At 39.3% G+C, this 22875-nt stretch carries 18 protein-coding genes and 1 riboswitch; of the genes, 13 read left to right on the top strand and 5 right to left on the bottom strand.

Features of this window, described 5'->3' with window-relative positions:
* Positions 1–15: 15 nt before the first annotated feature.
* The 8 genes from LT090_RS05870 (at position 16) to ltaE (ending at position 8747) form a co-directional block, all read left to right on the top strand.
* Positions 16–819 (top strand): adenosylcobinamide-GDP ribazoletransferase, encoded by an 804-nt coding sequence (locus LT090_RS05870; protein WP_068546617.1) that lies wholly within the window; start codon positions 16–18, stop codon positions 817–819.
* Entirely contained in the window at positions 816–1463 is a 648-nt protein-coding gene (gene cobU / locus LT090_RS05865) for a bifunctional adenosylcobinamide kinase/adenosylcobinamide-phosphate guanylyltransferase (protein ID WP_193408720.1), read from the top strand. Before LT090_RS05870 ends, cobU begins: the two co-directional genes overlap by 4 nt.
* A complete protein-coding gene (locus LT090_RS05860; RefSeq protein WP_068546577.1) occupies positions 1456–2118 on the top strand; it encodes a histidine phosphatase family protein in 663 nt (220 codons plus the stop codon). Before cobU ends, LT090_RS05860 begins: the two co-directional genes overlap by 8 nt.
* A complete protein-coding gene (locus LT090_RS05855) occupies positions 2111–3637 on the top strand; it encodes a cobyric acid synthase (protein WP_068546576.1) in 1527 nt (508 codons plus the stop codon). Before LT090_RS05860 ends, LT090_RS05855 begins: the two co-directional genes overlap by 8 nt.
* Before the next feature lie 27 nt (positions 3638–3664).
* Positions 3665–4279, top strand: a complete 615-nt coding sequence (gene cobO / locus LT090_RS05850) for a cob(I)yrinic acid a,c-diamide adenosyltransferase (protein WP_068546575.1) — start codon at positions 3665–3667, stop codon at positions 4277–4279.
* A gap of 52 nt (positions 4280–4331) precedes the next feature.
* On the top strand, positions 4332–5285 hold the full coding sequence (locus LT090_RS05845; RefSeq protein ID WP_082897172.1) for a cobalamin-binding protein: 954 nt from the start codon (positions 4332–4334) through the stop codon (positions 5283–5285).
* 171 nt (positions 5286–5456) lie between these two features.
* Positions 5457–5626: riboswitch (cobalamin riboswitch) on the top strand.
* A 31-nt stretch (positions 5627–5657) separates the two neighbouring features.
* Complete coding sequence (locus LT090_RS05840; protein WP_068546574.1) at positions 5658–7487, top strand: TonB-dependent receptor domain-containing protein; 1830 nt, start codon at positions 5658–5660, stop codon at positions 7485–7487.
* Positions 7488–7712: 225 nt separating this feature from the next.
* A complete protein-coding gene (gene ltaE, locus LT090_RS05835) occupies positions 7713–8747 on the top strand; it encodes a low-specificity L-threonine aldolase (RefSeq protein WP_418361250.1) in 1035 nt (344 codons plus the stop codon).
* Between the two features lie 112 nt (positions 8748–8859).
* Here the strand turns inward: ltaE and astB are convergent, their stop codons facing one another.
* A complete protein-coding gene (gene astB, locus LT090_RS05830; protein ID WP_068546572.1) occupies positions 8860–10200 on the bottom strand; it encodes an N-succinylarginine dihydrolase in 1341 nt (446 codons plus the stop codon).
* Positions 10201–10608: 408 nt separating this feature from the next.
* Between astB and ilvB the strand changes: the two genes are divergently transcribed.
* The 3 genes from ilvB (at position 10609) to LT090_RS05815 (ending at position 13343) form a co-directional block, all read left to right on the top strand.
* A complete protein-coding gene (gene ilvB / locus LT090_RS05825) occupies positions 10609–12333 on the top strand; it encodes a biosynthetic-type acetolactate synthase large subunit (protein WP_068546571.1) in 1725 nt (574 codons plus the stop codon).
* Entirely contained in the window at positions 12333–12830 is a 498-nt protein-coding gene (gene ilvN, locus LT090_RS05820) for an acetolactate synthase small subunit (protein ID WP_068546570.1), read from the top strand. Before ilvB ends, ilvN begins: the two co-directional genes overlap by 1 nt.
* 72 nt (positions 12831–12902) lie before the next feature.
* A complete protein-coding gene (locus LT090_RS05815) occupies positions 12903–13343 on the top strand; it encodes a GNAT family N-acetyltransferase (protein WP_068546569.1) in 441 nt (146 codons plus the stop codon).
* Positions 13344–13405: 62 nt separating this feature from the next.
* On the opposite strand, the gene LT090_RS05810 is transcribed toward LT090_RS05815, so the two are convergent.
* The 4 genes from LT090_RS05810 to LT090_RS05795 all read right to left on the bottom strand — a co-directional run bounded on the left by LT090_RS05810 (position 13406) and on the right by LT090_RS05795 (position 18550).
* Positions 13406–14494 (bottom strand): HlyD family secretion protein, encoded by a 1089-nt coding sequence (locus LT090_RS05810; protein WP_068546568.1) that lies wholly within the window; start codon positions 14492–14494, stop codon positions 13406–13408.
* The gene (locus tag LT090_RS05805) at positions 14494–15822 is read right to left on the bottom strand and encodes a glycosyltransferase family 2 protein (RefSeq protein WP_068546567.1); all 1329 of its coding nucleotides are present in this window, start codon (positions 15820–15822) and stop codon (positions 14494–14496) included. Before LT090_RS05805 ends, LT090_RS05810 begins: the two co-directional genes overlap by 1 nt.
* A complete protein-coding gene (locus LT090_RS05800; RefSeq protein ID WP_068546566.1) occupies positions 15822–17174 on the bottom strand; it encodes a TackOD1 domain-containing metal-binding protein in 1353 nt (450 codons plus the stop codon). The genes LT090_RS05805 and LT090_RS05800 overlap by 1 nt, the downstream gene beginning before the upstream one ends.
* 302 nt (positions 17175–17476) lie before the next feature.
* Positions 17477–18550: a flavin-containing monooxygenase gene (locus LT090_RS05795; RefSeq protein WP_068546565.1), complete on the bottom strand. Its 1074-nt coding sequence runs from the start codon at positions 18548–18550 to the stop codon at positions 17477–17479.
* Positions 18551–18956: 406 nt separating this feature from the next.
* On the opposite strand from LT090_RS05795, the gene ppk1 reads away from it, so the two are divergent.
* Together ppk1 and LT090_RS05785 are read left to right on the top strand one after the other, a co-directional pair.
* A complete protein-coding gene (ppk1, locus tag LT090_RS05790; RefSeq protein WP_068546564.1) occupies positions 18957–21125 on the top strand; it encodes a polyphosphate kinase 1 in 2169 nt (722 codons plus the stop codon).
* Positions 21118–22707, top strand: coding sequence for a Ppx/GppA phosphatase family protein (locus LT090_RS05785; protein WP_068546563.1), 1590 nt, complete (start codon positions 21118–21120; stop codon positions 22705–22707). The genes ppk1 and LT090_RS05785 overlap by 8 nt, the downstream gene beginning before the upstream one ends.
* The last annotated feature ends 168 nt before the right edge of the window (positions 22708–22875 follow it).

Below are 22875 nucleotides of genomic sequence, written 5' to 3'. Positions count from 1 at the left end.
CCGCTGATGACTGTTATGACGAATATTAAGTATCAGTTAAATTTATTTTTCTTAGCGCTAAGTTTTTTTAGTCGACTACCTGTGCCGAGAAATTTAAATTATTCGCCCCTGTTACTTAATCAATCCAGTCGCTATTTTTCTTTAGTTGGCATCGTTCTAGCGTTTTGTGTGGTTGGCGTTTATCAGCTAAGTGTCAGCGTATTACCGCTGAGTGCTTCGGTGCTACTGGTGATGATTGCAAGTGTCATGCTCACCGGCGCTTTTCATGAAGACGGCTTGGCTGATATGGCTGACGGAATCGGCGGCGGTCTTACCGTTGAGAAACGATTATCGATTATGAAAGATAGTCGCTTGGGCACTTATGGCACCATTACTTTAATGCTGACCTTAACATTAAAATTTATCTTACTTTTCGAGCTAGCCCAGCAAAACTTATTAGTTCTAGCGGTTCTTGTCTCGTACCCTCTTTCAAGAGCGTTAGCGGCGAGTTTAATCTATGACATGAATTATGTCAGCGACGAAGAACTCAGTAAAAGCAAGCCTCTCGCAGCAAGACAGTCAAGCAAAGAGCTGTTGATTTTATTTATCATTGGCATCCTACCAAGCGTATTCTTACCGCCGCAAACGGTCATCATTATTGTTTTTGTTTTATTTATCTTTAGACAAGGTTTTAAAGCGTGGCTTAACAGCCGTTTAGGTGGTTACACCGGTGATTGTTTAGGGGCAGCGCAACAGATTGCTGAATTGCTCATTTACCTTATCATTTGTGCAACCATTCTAACGTATAAGGCAGATGTTGCGATGAAGGTGACATTATGATCCATTTAATTTTAGGCGGCGCTCGCTCTGGAAAATCATCCTATGCAGAGCAGTTGTGCGCAGATATCGCCGAGTCAAACCGGTTCACATCACCGATGCTCTATGTTGCAACTGCGCAAGACTTTGGCGATGAAGAAATGCACGATCGCATCGCAAAGCATCAACAAAACAGAAACGATGACAATAAAAATTGGCGTTTAATCGAGTGTCCAATCGCATTGTCCGAGCTGTTATCTGAGCTGTTATGTAAGTCGAGCAAAGATAAAAATGTGCAAACTGAGCCAGCAAGCATCATCCTCATAGATTGCCTAACTCTGTGGTTAAACAATATTATTTTCAAACTTGGTGATGACGCCAAGCAATCGCAGATAGAGCAATATAGCGAGCAGCTTATTAACGTGGTGTCTCGTTATAAAAACTGTACTGAACAGCACCTTGTTTTGGTTGCTAATGAAGTTGGCTTAGGAATAGTCCCTTTGGGTAAAGTAAACCGTTTATTCGTAGATAACGCCGGCTGGCTAAATCAAAAGCTAGCTCAACAAGCCGATCATGTTTCCCTGATCACTGCGGGTATTCCTATGCTCTTAAAAGGTAAAGAGCTAAAAGGCCAAGCTATAAAAAGACAAGGGCGAGACCATGACTAATATTTTCCTAATGCGACATGGCAAAGTTGACGGCCCCCCTGCACTATACGGCAGAACTGACGTATCGGTAGTAAAAGAACATGACCAACAGCTTTTAACGCAGTTACTCACTATTCAACATCAATTTAGCTACGTGCTCAGTTCGCCGTTAAAACGCTGCAAAGAATTGGCCACAGAGTTTTCAAAGGCTAGTAACAAACCATTAGCGGTTATTGACTCACTCGCCGAAATTAATTTTGGTGACTACGATGGTGTTGCCTTTGATTCAATCCCTGAGCATTGGCCAACTCTCGAACAGTTTTGGCAAAATCCGAGCAAAAACCAATTGCCTAATAGTGAAAGTCTAGAACTGTTTGTTGAGCGATTGCGCTCATCATGGCAAAGCCTATTGCAAAGATATCAAGGTGAGGATTTACTGATCATTTGTCATGGTGGCGTGATACGTATGCTATTAAGTTTGGTATTAGACTTAGATTGGCAAAATCCTAAACTGTTTAGCGCGCTAACGGTTAATAATGGCAGCATCACTAAGCTAAGCAAACATGAACACGCCGATTACTGCCAGGTAACAACCATTGGCGCACCTATAGAGTCAACAATTTCGTCAACTGCAGCGTCAACAAGAGTAGCGCTTAAGGAGGTGAGTGATGACTAATGCTTACCAAACGACTAGCTCTTGCCAAACGCTGATGGTACAAGGAACAACGTCAGATGCTGGGAAAAGCACGTTAGTTGCTGCTATTTGTCGCGTTTTGTCACGAAAAAACGTTAAGGTGGCACCATTTAAACCGCAAAACATGGCACTAAATAGCGCGGTAACCAGTGACGGTGGCGAAATTGGTAGAGCACAAGCTGTGCAAGCTCACGCGGCAAATATTGAGCCCGAAGTAGATTTCAATCCAATTTTGCTCAAACCAAATTCTGATACAGGTGCGCAAGTAATAGTCCACGGCAAAGCGTTAACCTCTATGGAAGCACAAAGCTATCACGATTATAAAAAGGTAGCGATGCAGGCTGTTTTACAATCTCATCAACGCTTACAACAACGTTTTGACTATATTGTCGTTGAAGGCGCTGGTAGCCCCGCAGAAATCAACCTACGCGAAGGAGATATTGCCAATATGGGCTTTGCCGAAGAAGTCGATTGCCCTGTGATATTAATCGCCGACATTGATAGAGGCGGCGTTTTTGCCCACCTTGTTGGTACTTTAGATTTACTCAGTGAAAGCGAACAAAAACGGGTTATTGGCTTTGTTATCAATCGTTTTCGTGGTGACATTAAGCTTCTGGAATCTGGGTTAGATTGGCTCGAGCAAAGAACGAACAAGCCTGTTTTGGGTGTTCTCCCTTATTTACATGGACTGTCTATTGCATCGGAAGATAGCGTTGATACTCAACAAGTCGAGAGCTCGAAAGCGGCAAAATTAAAGGTTGTGGTTCCTGTCTACCCGCGGATGAGCAATCACACCGACTTTGACGCCCTGCGTTGGCATAATGAAATTGATGTCGAGTTTTTCTACCCGACAGATGATAACAATCATCAACCACTGCCTAATTGTGATTTAATCATTCTACCAGGCAGCAAAAACGTGCAAGCTGATTTGGCATTTTTAAAATCGAAGGGATGGCACCATTGTATTAAAAAGCATTTACGTTACGGTGGTAAGGTGTTCGGCATTTGTGGTGGATTGCAAATGTTAGGCGAAACCATTGCCGACCCATTTCATGTCGAGAGTGACATTAACGAAAGCCAAGGATTAGGCTTACTGCCACTTTCAACCACGATAGCAAATGCAAAAACGTTAACCAAAGTCGAAGCAACGCTTGTACTTAATAATAAACAAGCGAATGCCCAAGGTTATGAAATTCATGCAGGACAAACATCCATTAAAAATCAGACGCTTGACCGTATTTTTGTCAATGACTTAGGGCTTGGTTATCAAAGCAACGATCAACAAATTCTCGCGACTTATTTGCATGGCATTTTTGATAACCATGACGCGTTATCATTAATCATGCAATGGGCTGGAGTAACAATTAACAAAGCGCCAAGCTTTGTAGAACAACAAAACACAGCGATAGATAAATTGGCTGATTCAGTAGAACAGCATCTCGATATCGCGCATATACAATCTTTAACGATGAATTGGCATAGCCAGTCAAATAGTAAGTGAAATAGCCAGATAGGTGACGAAAGTACAATGACTAACGACAACAGCAAATTAACTAAAGAGAAAAAACACCAAGCCCGTCAACAAAAGTTGAAGGAAAAGGTTGATCAACGAATCGCAAATGCGACCAAAGAGAAAGGCCTATTACTGGTTATCACCGGTAATGGTAAAGGAAAGTCAACCTCAGGTTTTGGCACTGTAGCTCGCGCTGTAGGTCATGGTTTGAAAGCCAGTGTTGTACAGTTTATTAAGGGCACTTGGGAATGCGGCGAGCGTAATTTGTTAGAGCTACATGACGTTGATTTTCATGTTATGGGCACAGGTTTTACTTGGGAAACTCAAAATAAAGAAGAAGATACAAAAGCGGCGCAAAGCGCTTGGTCAGATGCCAAAGTATTATTATCTGATGACAGTATTGATGTTGTTTTATTGGATGAAATTACTTACATGGTGACTTATGGCTACATTGATTTGGAAGACGTTGTAGAGTGTTTAAACAAGCGCCCTGCTCATCAACACGTGATCATCACAGGCAGAGCATGTCATCGCCAGTTAATCGAATTAGCCGATACCGTTTCGGAAGTACAATCTATAAAACATGCATTTGATAATGGCATAAAAGCGCAAGCTGGAATTGATTGGTAATTGCGTTCATTGCGGGATTAAATCTAGCACTAAAGCAAATTAAGTAAATTGAATGAATAAAAATACGAAAATAATGTTGTTGATATCCGCCCTCGTGATTTCAGCCTGGACAGTAAAAATAACATTTTTTGCTTCCTCAGATGTTGTTGATGCTCTGATAGAAAACATTGACGGTGAAGTTGTCGCCAACGATAAAACAAATGAATTTAGTCAGCAAAAAATCATAACTTTAGCGCCCCATGTCGTTGAAATGTTATTTGATATTGGTGTTGGTGATCGGATCATTGGTACCACAGAGCATTCAGACTACCCGGCACAGGCGTTAGAAATTCCACTACTTGGTAATTATGCTCGCCTGAAAATTGAAGATATTCTTGCGCTTCAGCCTGATCTTATTATCGCTTGGCGCACGGGTAACCCTAGCGACGATCTCGAACGATTAGAGCAACTCGGTTTAAAGGTCGTCTATTCTGATCCAAGATACCTCAGTGATGTCAGCAAAGAACTACGTTTATTTGGTAAATTGACCGGTGCCAATGAACTTGCTGAGCAAAAAGCAAGTCAGTTTGAAAGCCGTTTAAATGCATTGCGCGAGCGCTATCAAGACAAAAGCAATATCAATGTGTTTTATGAATTATGGTCAAAACCATTAACCACCATTGCCCAGCAAGCTTGGCCGCAGCAGCACCTAGAAGTTTGTGGAGCAAACAACATATTTGTTGATTTGGTTAATGACTATCCGCAAATCAATATTGAACAAATTATCATTAACGATCCACAATTAATTATTCAGCCAATGTCTAATGCAGAGCCTAATCCTGACGCCATTGATTGGCAAAAGTTTAAGCAAGTAAAAGCGGCTAAATACCAACAACAACTTAAACCCAATTCCGATATATTGCACCGGATGAGCTTTAGATTGTTAGATGAATTAGAACAACTGTGTATTGACATAGATAAGTCACGAGACTTTTACCACAATCTATCGTCAGCGACGCAAAACTAGGAATAACAGCAAGCGCATAAAATTGCTGACACTTTCACCTGATGGAGTGCCTCGTGCTTGGGGGCTAGCGTGTTAAGGTGTTAGGTTGTTAGCGACGTTTGCTAAAAGAATTTAAAGACATTAATCACTAAATCGTGTGGCCTTTAATACACAATGCCAACTTAGATTGGCAATTATAAATTGTTGAAATGCTTGTGTGCCAAAAAAAATGAAACCGGCATAGAGCAAGCTTTACGGGAATCAGGTGCGTTTGTCACAAATCCTGAACTGCCCCCGCAACGGTAATTTTGCCAATGTTTTGGTAAATAAGTCCGGAGACCGATTTCAACATAATTTTTTTCAGGTGCGGTGGGCGCCTTTAGTGAGGAAATAATGAAAACAACAATCATAGCAACAACCCTAATCTCATTAGGATTTTCAGCAACGTTCAGCCAAGTAGCATTTGCTACAACTGAAGCAGAAAATGCAGTAGAAGTAAAAAGTAGAAATGTTGATGACAGGGTTTTAGTCACAGCAAACCGTAGCCAACAAGACAAATTTTTAGCGCTATCGGCAAATACGGTAATCACTAGTGACGACATTAAAGCAATGCAAGTGTCTAACGTGAGTGAAGTTTTAGATACTGTGGCGGGTATTAATGTAGTTACTCAAGGTGGCACAGGACAAACAAGTTCTATATTTATGCGTGGCACAAACTCGAATCACACCTTAGTGCTAATAGATGGCGTAAGAACAAGCTCAGCATCAACTGGAGCCACTAATTTAACAGCAATTTCACCAAGCCAAATTGAACGTATTGAAATAGTTAAAGGTCCACGAGCATCACTTTGGGGTAGCGATGCCCTTGGCGGCGTTATCCAAATATTCACCAAGCAATTACAGTCAGGTGAAGGCAGCATTACACTCGGAGCTGGTAGCCATAACCTAAAAGAGGCAGCTGTAGCACTAGGCATAGGCGATAATGAACATAATTTAACTTTGAGTGTGGCTGCCGATCGAGCCGATGGCTTTGATGTATATCAACCAGCTCAACCCGATGATGACGGTTATGATCGTTCAAGTGTAAGCCTTAACGGATTAACAACTGTTAATGATGCAGTTTCACTAAACTTAGTTGCTCGCTTTGAGGAAGGTAATGGTGAGTACGATAATGCATGGGGCAGTGATGAAGGGGACCATGAAAATTATTTAGCTAAAGTAAGTACTATTTATCAAGGAGATAAATTTTTTACGGAACTATCCCTTGCGACAAGTCAAGATGAAACTGAAAGCTTTGGTAATGGTGCTATGGCGAGCCTCTTTAAAACTGAACGCGAGCAAATAAGCTTGATCAACCAGTACAGTTTTACTGAGCGAAGCTCTATAGCGTTAGGTGGCGACTTTTACAATGAAGAAGTATCAGGTACCACAACTTATAGCGAGACAGAGCGTAACGTTTCTGCTGTATTTATTCAGGGGCGTCAGCAAGTAAATAAATTCTTATTTGAGGGCGCTGTTCGTTATGACGATATTGAACATGTGGATACGGCAACTACCTATAATACATCGATAGGCTATCAACTGTCTTCTGATTGGTTAATTAGTGTTGCTCATGGTACTGGCTTTAAAGCACCAACCTTTAGTAACCTTTATTCTTCATATGGTAACCCTGACTTAAAACCAGAAGAAATAGAAAATACAGAATTTTTAGTGCGCCATAAATTAAATTCAGCATTTTTCACAGGTAGCATTGAGATTAGTGCTTATGATTCAGAAATTGAAAATTTAATTATCTGGGTTAATGAGTCATATAGCTATGAAGGTGTAGGACTCGCTAAAGTTAAAGGTGCAGAATTGACAGCTGATGTAAGTCACAATGACTTTTCACATCAATTAAACTTCGCTTATATTGACACTGAAGATACTGCAACAGGAAAAGACTTACTGCGCAGACCTGAACTAAGCGCAAGTTATGCATTAAGTTATTCTTGGCAAGAATTTTCGTTTAATAGCTTAGTTTCTTACCGAGATGAAAGTATTGATTTCGGCGATGTACAATTAGATAGTTACGTATTAGTTGATTTAGGTTTAAGCTACCAGGCATCAGGTAATTTAAGTTTTATGACTAAAGTAAATAATGTTTTTAATGAGCAATATGAAACTGCCAACAACTACATAACCGATGGTGTAAATTATAAAGCATCTGTTACCTATAAATTTTAGAGGCACTCCACCTCTAAATTAAAAAGCTATGTATTACTCTTATACATAGCGATACGTTTTAAGCAGAGGCCAGAGTTAAAAAAGTAACTCTGGTCTTTTAATTCTAAATATTTAAATTCGTAATACTTTTTATTCACAATTGACCTATTCTAAAAATTAAGCTTTTACTATGCAGTGCTTGAGCTTTTCTATAAGCTTAGTAAATACACTCCCACAAGTAACATAGTGCTCATTAATATGATTGATTTCCGTTCAGACACAGTAACTAAACCAAGCTCCGAAATGCTCGATGCAATGTTAGCAACGCCCCTTGGTGACGATGTTTATAAAGACGATCCTAGCGTCAATGCATTCGAGCAAAAAATGGCAACATTGAGTGGTTTTGAAGCCGCTCTGATTATGCCCTCTGGCACGCAATCAAACCTATGTGCCCTCCTTGCCCACTGTGGTCGCGGAGAGGAATATATTGTTGGTCAAGATTATCATACTTATATATATGAAGCTGGCGGCGCCGCGGTATTGGGCTCAGTGGTACCGCAACCAATCAGAGTAAAGAAAAATGGTGAATTAAGCATAGATGACATTCGTTCGGTAATTAAGCCATACGATCAACATTTTGCAAAATCTAAATTGATCAGTTTAGAAAATACCCACAACGGCAAAGCTATCGAATTAGATTACTTTAAACGTGTGCGCTCACTGGCTAATGAAAACGGTTTAATCGTCCACCTTGATGGCGCTCGTATATTTAACGCAATTACCGAATTGAACATCGAGCTTAAACAAATTTGCCAATACGTAGATTCTATCTCAATTTGTTTTTCAAAAGGCTTAGGCGCCCCTATCGGCTCTGTACTTTGTGGCGATCGCGAATTTATCGAGCGTGCTAAACAGATCAGAAAAATGGCTGGCGGTGGCATGCGTCAAGCAGGACTGTTGGCAGGTGCAATGGATTATGCCCTAGAGCATAATGTAAAGCGCCTTCAAAACGACCATGACAATGCGTTATTGCTTGCGACTAAACTAAGCAACATTGAGCAATTTACCGTAGAACACCAAACCAACATGGTTCATATTGATGTCGATAGCAGTATTAACCAAGAGTTATTGGCGAAACTATTAGCCGCTGAAGGAATTAAAGTTTCGCCAGGCGGACGTTTGCGTTTAGTCACCCATTTAGATATTGCAAAAGCTGACGTTATCTATGCCAGTGAAACAATAAAAGACATTATCGAAATGATGTTAGAAGCGCAAAAATAGCGCTAATTTCATGAGTTAAAACAAGAAATAAAACAAGTAGGGTCAGATCACACTTTTTCGAGCTAAAAAGTGTGATCTGACCCTACTTATTGAAGTTGGAAAGTAGCTTACATTAGTCTTTTTGGAAGCGGTACACCGAACCAATATTCAGAATTTGCGTTAACTGATCAAGCGATTCACGAGATTCAATTAATAACTGAGGATCACGTAAATCATCAAAGTTTATCTGCTCACGGTAATGCTTATCTACCCAACCAGTAAGCTTGCCGTAAAGCTCATCGTTCATTAAACAATTTGGATTAACTGCAGCAAGTTCTTGCTCATTCATCGCCACGCGTAAACGCAAACACGCAGGACCACCACCGTTTTTCATACTTTCATTTACATCAAAGTACTTCACTTGTTTGATTGGTGTATTTAACGTAACTAGCTTATCTAAGTAAGCCTTCACTCTTGGGTTATCATGACAATGCATAGGCGCAATAATTGCCATTGTGCCATCATTTAGTGTGATGATTTGTGTATTAAATAAGTAAGTAGAAACCGCATCCTGGACACTAACATCTTTACTATCGACTTTGATGCAATGTAATTCTTCAGAGCCAAACTTGCCACTTAACTCATTAATAAAGCGATCAGTTTGTAAGAATGCTTGCTCATGGTAGAACAATACGTTTTGGTTACCAACAGCAATTACATCATTATGGAAAACACCTTGGTCGATAACATCAGGGTTTTGCTGAACATAAACCACTTTGTCATCACTTAAACCGTGTAAACGAGCTACTGCTTGGCTAGCTTCTATTGTTTGACGTGCAGGATATATTTTCGGTGCAGGCATAGCAACATTAAATGCGTATTTACCAAAGGTAAAAATCTCGACGCCCTTTTCACCATACTCGTTACATAAACGTGTGTGATTTGCCGCGCCTTCATCACCAAAGTGATCGTTGTCATTTAAATGTAAATGGTGATTAAAGTGATTGTCATCGTTAAATACCGCTTTTAACAAGCTACCTGTCGTTGTTGGCTCTAATGAACGGTGAAACTTGTTCGTTAAGTTTGCTGGGGTAAAATGTACTTTGCCATCATTGGTATCCGCTGATGGCGAAACGGTGGCAGCATTCGCTGTCCACATACTTGAAGCACTGCAACATGCCGATAAAACACTTGGTGAGTGTTTATATGCTTGTTCTAATACATTTGCATCAGTACCGGAAAAACCTAAACGGCGTAAAGAGAAAATGTCAGGACGCTCTTGCGGTGCGAAAACACCTTGGTTCATGCCCATATCATGAAGTGCTTTCATTTTGGCAAGACCTTGTAATGCTGCAGATTTAGGACTAGATGCTTCGTTAGCATTCGATTTGGATGCAACATTACCTTCACTAAGTCCTGCATAGTTATGAGTAGGACCTACTAAACCATCAAAATTCACTTCAAAACTTTTCAATTTTCTCTCCTCTTTGCTCAGCATTATTTACAGTTTTATGACAAATATGTCGCCATATCATTAAAAAATGCAAATCAGCTAAGTATGTGATTTCCGGCTATTGTAGCTCTTTTTGAGGCCTAGTAAACGCCATTTTCACATTAAATTCGAATAATTAGTCTAATTTGTAAATTACTTGTTGACATTAGTGTTCAAACAAATTAAATATAAATCAACCTTAAGCAAATAAAAATTATCGATGTCTAAAATCATTATTGTCATTAACCTGCTAATTGTCGTGGTTTTACTACCAAGGCAAGGGTTTTGATTAGAATTTAAACATCGCATAAAAATTCACAAAACCCTCGCTGTAAAAACCGAGGGTTTTGTTTTTTCTGGACGAAAAAAACTTTATAAAAAAGGCACAATATGACACAAGAGCACTTATCAGGGGCAGAATTATTAACAAAAGCCCTGGCAGAATTAGATGTTGAATACATCTTTGGTTACCCCGGCGGATCCGTTTTAGATTTATATGATGCTATCTTCAAGCAAGATAAAGTCAGCCACATTCTAGTTCGTCATGAGCAAGCGGCTACACACATGGCGGACGGCTACACACGTGCGACAGGCAAATGTGGTGTCGTGGTTGCAACATCAGGCCCTGGTAATACTAACTGTATCACTGGTATCGCTAATGCTTATATGGACTCCATTCCAATGGTATTGTTAGCTGGTCAAACGCCTTCAGGGCTAATTGGTAGTGATGCATTCCAAGAAACGGACATTATTGGTTGTTCTCGTCCTATCGTTAAGCACAGCTTCGCCTGTCGCGACGTTAATGAACTGCCTAACGTGTTAGCTAAAGCATTTTACATTGCGATGACAGGCCGCCCTGGACCTGTTGTAGTTGAGTTGCCAAAAGATATTCTTAATCCTGATATTAAAGTGCCATTTGTCATGGAAAAGAATGTAAAAATGCGCTCTTACAATCCAACAATCAAAGGTAACAAGCGACAGATCAAAAAGGCTATTGAAACCGTTACAAATGCCAAAAAACTTGTGGTATACACAGGCGGTGGTATTATTTTGGCCGATTGTGCACCGCTACTAACCGAATTTGTTGAACGCTTGAATGCACCATGTACGAATACCTTAATGGGCTTAGGCGGCATTAGTGGATTGCATGAAAACTTTATTGGCATGCTAGGTATGCATGGCTCTGTTGAAGCGAATAAAGCAATGGCTGGCGCCGATGTTATTCTAGCGCTAGGTGCCCGCTTTGACGATCGTGTAACCAACAAGTTAGAAAAATTCTGTCCAGATGCTACCGTTGTTCACGTTGATATTGACCCAAGTTCAATTTCTAAAAACGTTAATGCTCATGTGCCAATTGTCGGTTATGTCGATATTGTTCTTAAGCAATTTATGGAGCAACTAGATGAGATAGGTCACAAGCCAAATAAAGATAATTTCAAAGACTGGTGGCAAGAAATTAATGAGTGGCGAAAACTTAATAGCTTTAGTTACGAAACAGACCCTGAACTCATTAAACCACAACAAGTGATTGAGTCTATCTACAAGCACACAAACGGTGATGCCTACGTAACCTCAGATGTTGGTCAGCATCAAATGTTTGCTGCCCAGTACTACCCATTTAAAGAACCTCGAAAATGGATCAACTCAGGTGGTTTAGGCACCATGGGGTTTGGCTTCCCTGCAGCTATGGGCGTTAAAGTAGCCTACCCTGATGCAGACGTTGTTTGTGTTACTGGTGACGGTTCGATTCAAATGAACATCCAAGAGCTAGGCACGTGCTTACAATACAATATTCCTGTTGTTATTGTTTCATTAAACAACCGTTCACTTGGTATGGTAAGACAGTGGCAAGACATGATTTACAGTGGCCGTCATTCTCATTCATACATGGATTCTCTACCTGATTTTGTAAAGTTAGTTGAAGCCTATGAACACGTTGGCATTCAAGTAAACCATCCCGACGAGTTAGATGGTGCAATTGAAAAAGCATTTTCAATAAAAAACCGTTTAGTATTTGTTGATGTGCTAGTTGACGAAAAAGAACACGTATATCCAATGCAAGTGCGCTTTGGCGCGGTCGATGACATCTGGCTTAAGAAAGGAGTAAAAGTATAATGCGTCGTATTATTTCCATTATTTTAGAAAATGAGCCTGGTGCATTATCACGTATTGTTGGTTTATTTTCGCAGCGTGCATTTAACATTGAAAGCTTGTGTGTTGCAGCAACTGAAGAGCAATCACTTTCACGTATCACTATTTCTACCTTTGGTGACGATAAAGTACTTGAGCAAATCACTAAGCAAGTAAATAAGCTGATTGATGTAATTAAAGTATCTGACTTGACCGATAGACCGCACATTGAACGTGAAATTGTCTTGGTAAAAGTACTCGCCATGAATGGTAAAACTCGTGATGAAGTTAAACGTTTAACAGACATATTCCGCGGCGACATTATTGATGTTGGTAAGCAAATTTATACGGTTCAACTAACGGGTGACGAAGATAAGGTTTCATCATTTATCAAAGCAGTTAGTAATGAAACTGAAATCATCGAAGTAGTACGTTCTGGAACTGTCGGTATCGCCCGCGGTGAAAAAGCGCTACGCGTATAACCTAAAAACTGGGGTCAGAGTCAGATTTAATCAACTGAATAAACCTGACTCTGACCCCAGTTTATTTAATCTATGGATATCTTTAGCGCTGATAAAGCGGATAAAAAAGACATAAAACGATTTTACAAAAGTCAGCGATATAGCGCCGGTTTTTTAGGTGACGATCGCTGCTTTTTAGTAAGAGATACTGCAGTTAAGAACACGCCAATCATTGCATCGGTCATTGTTTCCTATTGCTCCACTTCACCTTTTCTACATGCCTTAGTTGTTGACATTAAACACCAAAAACAAGGGCTTGCAACGGCGCTTATCAAGCATTGCCAGCAACATTTTAATTCACTTGTGTGCTTCTGCGAACCAAAATTAGCAAGTCTCTACTTGGCTAATCGGTTTCAGGTAATCAATGATATAAAAATGGCAAAATCTATGCCTGAACAACTTACTAGCCGATTTGATAGCTACCGCCAGCACACGCCATCTCTACTTGCTTTGTCGGCAAAACAGAGCGAATAAACTGTCGTGTTACAGGCAGCAAAAAGCCGAAGCGACGATAAGTCGCTTCGGCTTATTAAAGTTTACAGATAGCTCTTAATAAAAGATAAAATGTTATTTTCTTGAATTATTTCATTGTTGTAATGAAAACGAACTTCAACCGGTAATCCTTCAAGAGTCACTTCTGGTGCCGGAGTGATATCTAATGTCACTTTAATTGCCGGTTTATTGCCGTCAAATGGACCAGATAAAATGTCAGGCAGCTTTTGCGATAGTTGCGTTGGCTTATTGATAACACCTTGATGCGTATCACCATTAGGTAATGTAATTGTTGCTGTTTGTCCTAGTTTTGCATAATCCATACGCTCCGGAGACAAATAAACATTCACCACCGCCTGGTCCAAGTTTGAAACGGATATTAGCGGCTCGCCTGCCGACACGTACTCGCCTTCATTAACCAAAATATCATTAACTACGGCATCTTTAGGTGCGTCTACAGTAAGCATATTTTCAATTGCTCTTGCTTTAGATATTGCGAGCTCAATATCCATCATCGTCTTGGCCATTGCGCCATTTTTATGATTATTGACTGCAGCTTCATGAGCAATCAACGCATCTTGATATTGGCTTTGTGCAACCAATTGGTTTTGCTCAAGCATTAATTGCTGGTGCAAAGGTAACACGCCTTGATCAGAATATTTTTCATAACGCTTAGCCATCTGGTTTTGCTTAAACTGACCACTTTTATAGGTGGCAATCTGTTGCTTATGAAGAGACTCTAAATTAATGATGCCCTTTTCCTGCTCTTCTTTGAACGATTTATGTTTAGCAAGTAATAAGTTCAGTTCTTTTTCAACAACCGGTGAACTTAATTCAACCAGCGTTTGGTTGCTTTCAACCCTATCGCCAACATTAACGTCGATATTTTTAACATAGACATCATGTGTTGCTTTTAGCGTAATTGGCTCGGTCGTTAAAATACCATCAGCTGTAACCAACAATTTATCATCAATCATATACCAGCTAAAAATAGCCAAAGGCGACAATATTAAAGTTAACAACAGGTACCAACGCATTTTAAACGCCAGCCTTTTCGCCGGTGCATAAATGACTTTAAAACCATCATTACTGTTAGCATTTTTCTGCTTTTCAGTTTGAAAATTAATCTTCATTAAAATTTCTTTCCTTTCTTCAGTACCCACCAAGGGGCCATATTACTTTCTTCATGGCCACGTCTAAATACTTCATTAAGTATCGCGATAGCTGAAAAAACTCTTGTTACTAATGTGTATATTGGAAACGGAAAATACAGTAACCAATAAATTATTTTCATATCTTGTCGAGGTCGCTCTGATATGGCGAACAAAAAGATAAAAAAGTGTATTAAACTCAACACCAAATAAACGAAAAACTGGACGATTATCATCGCCAAAAATAATTCCATGTTATAGTAGGTGATCAAATAAATATTGAATAACACCACCAATAACGGCATTAGAATATTCTGCAAGACACCATAAATAAGGGTAAATACAAACCCCTTAAAGCCTAATAATTTAGGGCTAAAAGCATATGGATGTTTTCGTAAATATAAAAACAGTAAGTCGCCATCCCAACGCATTCGTTGCCAGAATAATTCGCTCCATGTTTCAGGCGCATCGGTGTGACCGATTGCTTTGGTTGCAAACGGAATACGAATATTCGGGTGTCGCGTCATGTATTGTTTAATGCGAACGGTTAAGTCCAAATCTTCGGCACTATGAGTATCCCAGCCACCGATTTGTTGTAAAAACTTTCGTCTAAAAGCGCCAAAGGCACCGGATATATTGTTGATTAAGTTCCACTCTGCAAGACCTGTTTTACCCGCTTGCATAGAGATCATATACTCCAGAGCTTGCATGCGCGTCACCATCGATTTGTTCCAATTGCGCACTCGCAAAGAGCCGCCAACCGCAGGTACGTTAGGATCTTCAAACTCTTTCATCATTTCATAAACCATGCTGTTATCAAATGAAGTATCGCCGTCGACGTTTATAACGATTTCACCTTTAGCACGATATAAACCTGCATTTAACGTACTTACTCGTCCACCACGTTGCCATTTCGGCAATATATCGATGGTTCGATTATGATATTTTTTCGCTAACGGTAAGCAATCAAGGGCGGCTTGATACGTATCTGCATTCTGTTTGGCGCCATCAATCACCGGAATAATTTGAATATTGCCAGGATAAATTTGTTCACATAGTGTCAAAATTGTATCTTTGATCGCATCGCCTTCACCGTAACAGGTGATAATACAACTCACGCTTGGCGCTATTTTTAATGGTCCACGCAGTTTTGCTCGACGATACCAGAATACAATTCCGGTAAAAGTAGTGAATAATAGCGGGATCTCAACCACCATTAACATTGGAAAATAAATTACCAATACATCGCTATGTTCTTTTAAAATATTTAGTGTTGAATACACTAAATATTCGATAAAACCAAATTCCATTAACCAGTTAACTCTTGTGCGCGCTCAGCTAACCAAAATTCGATATCACTACCCATAGCAACATCGGGTAAAAGATTTAAGGTAATGCTCAATTCCAGAGGGTTGTCTTGTTGCTCTTCTGAAATTGCAGCTAATTTACCTTCTATCACTTCTTTACCACCTTTAATAATGCCAGGAAGCAAGAAGAACAATGTGTCGTCACTATATTGACAAAATATATCTGTGGTTCTCAACAAGCTGCGTAAGCGTTCGTTGAACGCTTCAAGCTGGGCTGTAAGCAATACAGTTGACATAGTTTGGCTTAATTCAATCAAGTTACTAAATTTCATGCCAATAAATAGGTGTTGCTCACTTTGACGTTGACCCATTTTGTTGAGCCAGTTTGTCATCCACGAAAAGTGTTCGCGAGTTACAGGCTCACCAACCGAAGTCGCAAGTTGTTGCGGATCATTACCGGTTTTAATTTTGATAATGCCGTTGTGGCCTATACTGAAACTGAAATATTCTTTAGTAATTAAATCATCTACGTCATTGTTATGACCACAATCAAAACAATTTGCCGAAACGCTCGATTCAACAAAGCGATTGTTACAACTGTTACACACTTTATCTTCAATCGGACGGTCGTAATCTGTGCCGATATGGCGTAGCGTGCTCATACAATTTGGACAAACCATCTCGCCTGAACGAATAAAACTTTGTTGCTCGCCAACATGACCACAAGGAAAACAATGCAGCGCATGCAAAGTTTTCAAATCGATAGAGCCACAATCACCACAACTATCAACATAGTTAAGTAAAGTTGAGTGACATGAAGAACATTGGCGAATGCGATCTATCAAGCTTTCTTGAACTAAGTTACCAGCTTTCACCATGCGATTTAGCCAATATTCTTTACCTTGGCCTTCATCCCATAATTCTAAAAATGGATATTGATAGCTTACGCCTTTATTTATTACTCGAGATGGACGTAGCGTTCGAGCTTCGTTTAACCAAAGGTAGGCTAACAATTTACTTTCTAAATTGTCATTAGTATTAAGTTGTAATTCAGATTGTCGTTGTAAAAATAAATCAATCTTTTTGTCTAATACTGGAGGCAAGATACCATCAACCATAGCAAGTTCACTTAAATTGCTACTGTTGGTATAGATTAAGCAAGCAAAATTAACACTGTTACTACGAATGGAATTTAACCACTTTTGAAACAGTTCTTGATCGTTAATTAGCAAGATAACAGCTGCATAAGGCTGATCTAAGTTAACATTGTTTGAGGTAGCAGAAAGGCTGACCACTTCATGTTCTGAAGTGATTTGTTCACCTGCTTGTTCACCTACAATTAAAACTTTTGTCATATCTCACCATTTATCAATAAATACTGTTAATTAGGCATTTCACCAATTATGACGGCTATTAAAGCAAATTTATGATTTAGATACTAGATAATATTTGTTGTTGAAACGTTAATATTTTGTGAGAACAAAAGTGAGAAGCTCGTAAGTGAAATATTACTCCGACTATTGCTGAAAATTCACTATTTTTCTACGTATGAGTATAAGCTCAATTTAGCGACATCGAAAATAAACCTAATTGACCGGCGGCCTATTAAATTCAGCTTTATTTTAATGGTTCACATCATTGAGAAGGGGAAAATAACTTATTGAATAAGTGCTGGTTGTTCTGCTATAGGAGTTGTTTTTAAGTCACCAATGTATTGACCTAAATATTTAGCATCTTTGGCTACACCGCCTAAGGTTGCAGATCCTCGAGTATACATCCAAGGTAGACCAATATAGTAAATACCATCGATATTGGACACGCCGCGATAGTTAACTGGATAACCACTGTCATCAAGATCAATATCGCCCATCCAACTAAAGTCAGGTTTAAAACCCGTTGCCCAAATGATATTTTTAACCGAGCTAAGTTCACAGTTAACACAGCGAATACTGTCATTTGTTGCATCTAATGTACGGCCTACATTAGTCACGTTAATGCGCGCAAGTAACGCTTTTACATCGGTACCAATAACCGGCTGCATGCGCTTGTTAATTTGCTTACCAAGCCAGTTATATTTACTTAAACTTAAAACGCCAAGTTTTTCCAACCACCACCACAACGTTTTACCTAAAAACTTTTGTGGTAATGAGGCTAGACTGGTAATGCCAGAGCAATAGGTTTTTTCACCTAAATCTGCAACTTCAGATAAAATTTGAACACCTGAATCACCACCACCAACGACTAAGGTTTCACCTTTTTGTAATTGCTTGGGATTACGGTAATCACTGGCATGAATTTGAGTGACGCTAGGATTAATCTTAGTCGCAAATTCTGGGGTAAATGGTGTATGAAATGGGCCTGTAGCGACGACCACATTTTTACAAATAAGATCACCAACATTAGAGTTTAATTCATAGCCATTTGCCGTTTTGTGCAGTCCTGTAACTAGCGTATTTAACTGCACAGGTAATTGAAAATGCTTAACGTAACGTTTTAAATAGTCGGCCACATCGTGTTTATTCGGGTATTCACGAACGCCTTCAAAAGCAAGACCTGGTAAGTTATTAAATTCACGTGTAGTAAATAATGTCAGCGAATCCCAACGTTTTAACCAAGCACCGCCAATCTCGTCATTGCCGTCAACAATTAAAAAATTCATTCCTAGTTTTTTTAATTCATAGCCCATTGCAAGACCTGCTTGCGAACCACCAACAATAATAAAATCGTACATTAAGTTTACTACCTAGAGTCTATGGCCTTAGAGAGGTTTAACTAACGTTTAACAAAAGTTAATACTAAGGTTTTATACTAAAGCTTCATTCTGAGACCGCTATAGTAACAAAATCCCATAGCGAATAGGGGTTGATGCCAGCATTAGCACTCCAACAAGTGGAAACAATACTGCACAGTTGTTTAATATCAGTACTCAAATTTACTAAAACTCGCTAAAACCAAAGCCTTCAACCAAAGCCTTCAACCAGAGCCTTCAACAAAAATATCTTGATCTTCATTTGCAGTTTACAGTTGTTTAATATCGAGAATTAAGCTGCTGATTTATTTGATTATTAACAGCTCTATCCTAAAATTAAAAAGTACCAAAACACATTATCTTCCTTGTCGTTAAATTAGAGCCATCTATGTTTCGTGTAAAAGAGTTAACTATGCGTCAATACTTCTCTCGGGATTTGAGTTGGCTTGCGTTCAATAAACGCGTGTTACAAGAAGCCCAAGATAATAGTGTGCCTCTCATTGAACGATTACGTTTTCTTGGCATATTTTCCAACAATCAAGACGAGTTCTTTCGCGTTAAATTTGCAGACTTGAAACGTAATGCCTTGATCAAAAAAGCCGAAGGAAACCTCAATGCTCATGACATGTATCAACAACTAATTAATGAAATACATGAACAAGTGTCATCATTTAACAGTGAATTTAATGCTACTTATGAACAAATTTTACGAGAGTTAAGCACGCAAGGTATTGATATTGTCACCCATGAATCGCTATCTAGTGAGCACCAACAGTGGCTCAAAACCTACTTTAAAGACAAGGTATTGCGCTATATACAACCATTGATAATTTCCAGTAGAATGAATTTAGCGTCCTGTATTGACGATCACCTAATATATCTTTTTATTGAGCTACAGCATAACGACAAGCACCAGTATGCTGCTCTTGAAGTGCCCTGTATTGATAGCGAACGTTTTGTTTTATTACCAAAGTCAGTAGAGGAAAATCAAAAAATAATATTGCTCGACGACATTATTATGTTTTCACTCGACAGTATATTTAAAGGCTTGTTTGAGTTCGATGCAATCAACGCTTACTCCTTTAAAGTGACCCGCGATGCCGAGTACATCATGAGCGAACAAGATATTGATGATTCTATATTAGTTAAGATGTCGAAAGGCATAAAACAGCGTTTACACGCAGAGCCAGTAAGGGTCGTCTGCGACCAAGATATTTCCATACGGGTAGAAAAGAAGTTAAAAAAATTATTGGGTTTAACCAGTTTTGATCAAACATCCGCGGGCAACCGTTACCGCAATTTTAAAGACTTTATTGGCTTCCCGAATGTTGGTAAAGCCAACCTTAGATACAAAGAATGGCCTGCCTTAAACTGCAACGAATTTAGCAAGCACGACACCGTTTTTGACGCGATCAGTGAAAAGGATATTTTATTGCACTACCCCTATCACAAGTTTCATGATTTTAAAGAGTTTGTGCGCCAAGCCTCATTTGATCCGAAGGTGACCTCTATTAAGCTCAATATTTACCGTGTTGCCGAGCGTTCGCAAATTATCGGTTCATTGTTAGACGCGGTTAAAAACGGCAAGAAAGTCACTGTTAATATCGAACTAAGAGCACGCTTTGATGAAAGTAATAACATTGAGTGGGCAAAAGTAATGACCGATGCCGGCATTAAAGTATTATTCGGTATTCCGTCATTAAAAGTGCATTCAAAATTGTGTTTAATCAACCGTCAAGAGCAAGGCAGGATCGTTAAGTATGCATTGATTTCAACGGGTAATTTTAATGAAGATACAGCTAAATACTATACCGATTATGCTTACTTTAGCAAAAAACAACAAATAGCCGAAGAAGTCGATAATGTCTTTAAATTTATTGAGCACAGCTATAAACAATATAAATTTAATCACTTGTTGATATCACCAATTAATCAGCGCAAAAAGATCAATGAATTAATCAAAGCTGAAATCCATAATGCCCAAGCTAACCTACCAGCAAAAATTACCCTAAAACTAAATAATTTGGTTGATAAAGACTTAATCGACAAGCTTTATAAAGCAAACAATGCTGGAGTTGAGGTAAACCTTATTATTCGCGGTATGTGTTCACTCGTGCCAAACCTTGAGGGCTTAAGTGAGAATATTCGGGTAATAAGTATTATCGACCGCTATTTAGAACATTCTCGAGTGATGGTGTTTCATGCCAATGGCGCGAATATTACCTATATCTCTTCTGCCGATTGGATGACTCGTAACATAGAAGACAGAGTTGAAGTCAGTGTTCCTATATATGAAGAGTCATTAAAACAGCAAATATTAGATACCTTAGCATTGCAGTTAAACGATAATTGTAAAGCTCGTATAATCGACCAAGAGCAGAAAAACGACTATGTAAATACCCAAAAACAATATCGAACCACGGCAACCAAGGCCTACTTAAAAGCAGATAATATAGCTAAGCTAGACAAGGAAAAATCCTGCAGCCCCCATCAATCACAATTTGAAATTTATCAATACATAAAGAAACGTGAGCAAAGGTGTGATAGCCATGACTAACAACATAGCAGCAACTAAAACAATTGCCGTAGTTGATCTAGGCTCAAATTCATTTCACTTAGTACTCGCGCGAATCGTAGAAAAAGATGTGCAAATACTACTTAAAGAGAAAATTAAAGTGCGTCTTGCCAATGGTCTTAGCGACGATTTGAACTTAGATCAATCAGCAATAGAACGCGGTTTAAAGACGTTAGAAACTTATAACCAAACCTTATTAGGCTTTCATCCAGATGATGTTAATATCGTCGCCACTTACTCACTGCGAGCGGCTAATAATTCAGCGGAGTTTATTGAAAAAGCAAAAGCGATCATTCCCTACCCGATAAATATTATATCCGGACAAGAAGAGGCGCGACTGATATATCAAGGCGTTGCCCATAGCGTTCACTCGGTCGGTAAACGCTTAGTAATTGATATTGGCGGCGGCTCTACCGAGCTCGCTATAGGTGAAGGCTTTGAGACCTTTACTTTAGCGAGTCGTAATATTGGCTGCGTTAATTTAAGCAAGCGTTATTTTGCTGATGGGAAAATCACTAAGCAGCGATTTAAACAGGCATTCTTGCATGCTGAGCAGGAAATTGCGCCTATCGTAAAAACATACAAAAATGTAGGTTGGCAGCATTGCATTGCTACTTCCGGTACCGCATCCGCGCTGATAGAAGCGGTAAACGGAACGATTGTTACTGGCAACAACAATGACGATCATAGCCTTAACTCAAGCGCTAACCAAAGCTCTAACTTAAACGCTAACGCAATTCTTAGGTCCCAACAGCGACTGACTCTAGAGGACTTAAAAACATTAAAACAAAAGCTACTGAAATTTGACTGCTTTGATGAAATCGATTTAAAAGGCATCAGCGATGACCGTAAAGGTGTCATTGTTTGTGGTTTAGCGGTCATGCTCGCGGTAATGAAAATGCTCGACATTGATTCTTTAGAATATTGCGACAAGGCGCTGCGTGAAGGCGCTTTATATGAAATGGAAGAAAAATTGCAGCATCATGATATTCGCGAACGTAGCGTAATGAGTTTACGCAATCGAGTATCGGTTGATAACGAGCAAGTAGAACGCGTACTTAAAACTAACCAAATCCTGTTTGACGGCGTAAAACAAAGTTGGTCATTAGATAAGATAGTTGATGGGAAATTATTGTTAGATTGGGCGGCAAATTTACATGAGATAGGTGTCCATATCAATTCAACCAATAGCCATAAACACTCGGCTTATTTGACCGAACATTCAACAATGCCAGGGTTTAACCAAGAGCAGCAATTACTGTTAACTACCCTGCTTAAGCACTGTCGGAAAAAATTAAAGCCTCATGAACTCCCTCAATTTTCACTTTATAAGACCGATCAGGTATGCAAACTTGTTTGCCTCTTTAGATTATCAATTTTGTTAAATCAAAAACGCCAAGACAATTATTTAGTTAACTGGCACGTCGCGGCCAAGAAAGAGCACTTAATTTTGAGTTTTGAACATCAATGGTTTGCAACAAAAGATTTGTTTAAATCGATATTAGAGCGTGAACAAAAGCAATTTGCCAAGGTAGGAATAACGTTAACTATTGAGCAAGTTTGAAAGAAAGGTTTTTATTGAGCTGTCGCATTATCAGCGTTAACTTGCTCCACCTTGACCCTCGTCAACTTTCACGGTGACTATCGTGAGGAAGCTTGACCGGTTTACACAAATAACCTTTAGTATGGGATGAACGTGCGCAGGTTTTGCAAATAAATCTAGGCTTGTCCA

It is taken from the genome of Thalassotalea crassostreae, from assembly GCF_001831495.1.
GTDB classification, from domain to species: domain Bacteria; phylum Pseudomonadota; class Gammaproteobacteria; order Enterobacterales; family Alteromonadaceae; genus Thalassotalea_A; species Thalassotalea_A crassostreae.
The sequence above is the reverse complement of the archived record's forward strand: the minus strand, read 5'-3'. Positions and strand labels throughout refer to the sequence as shown.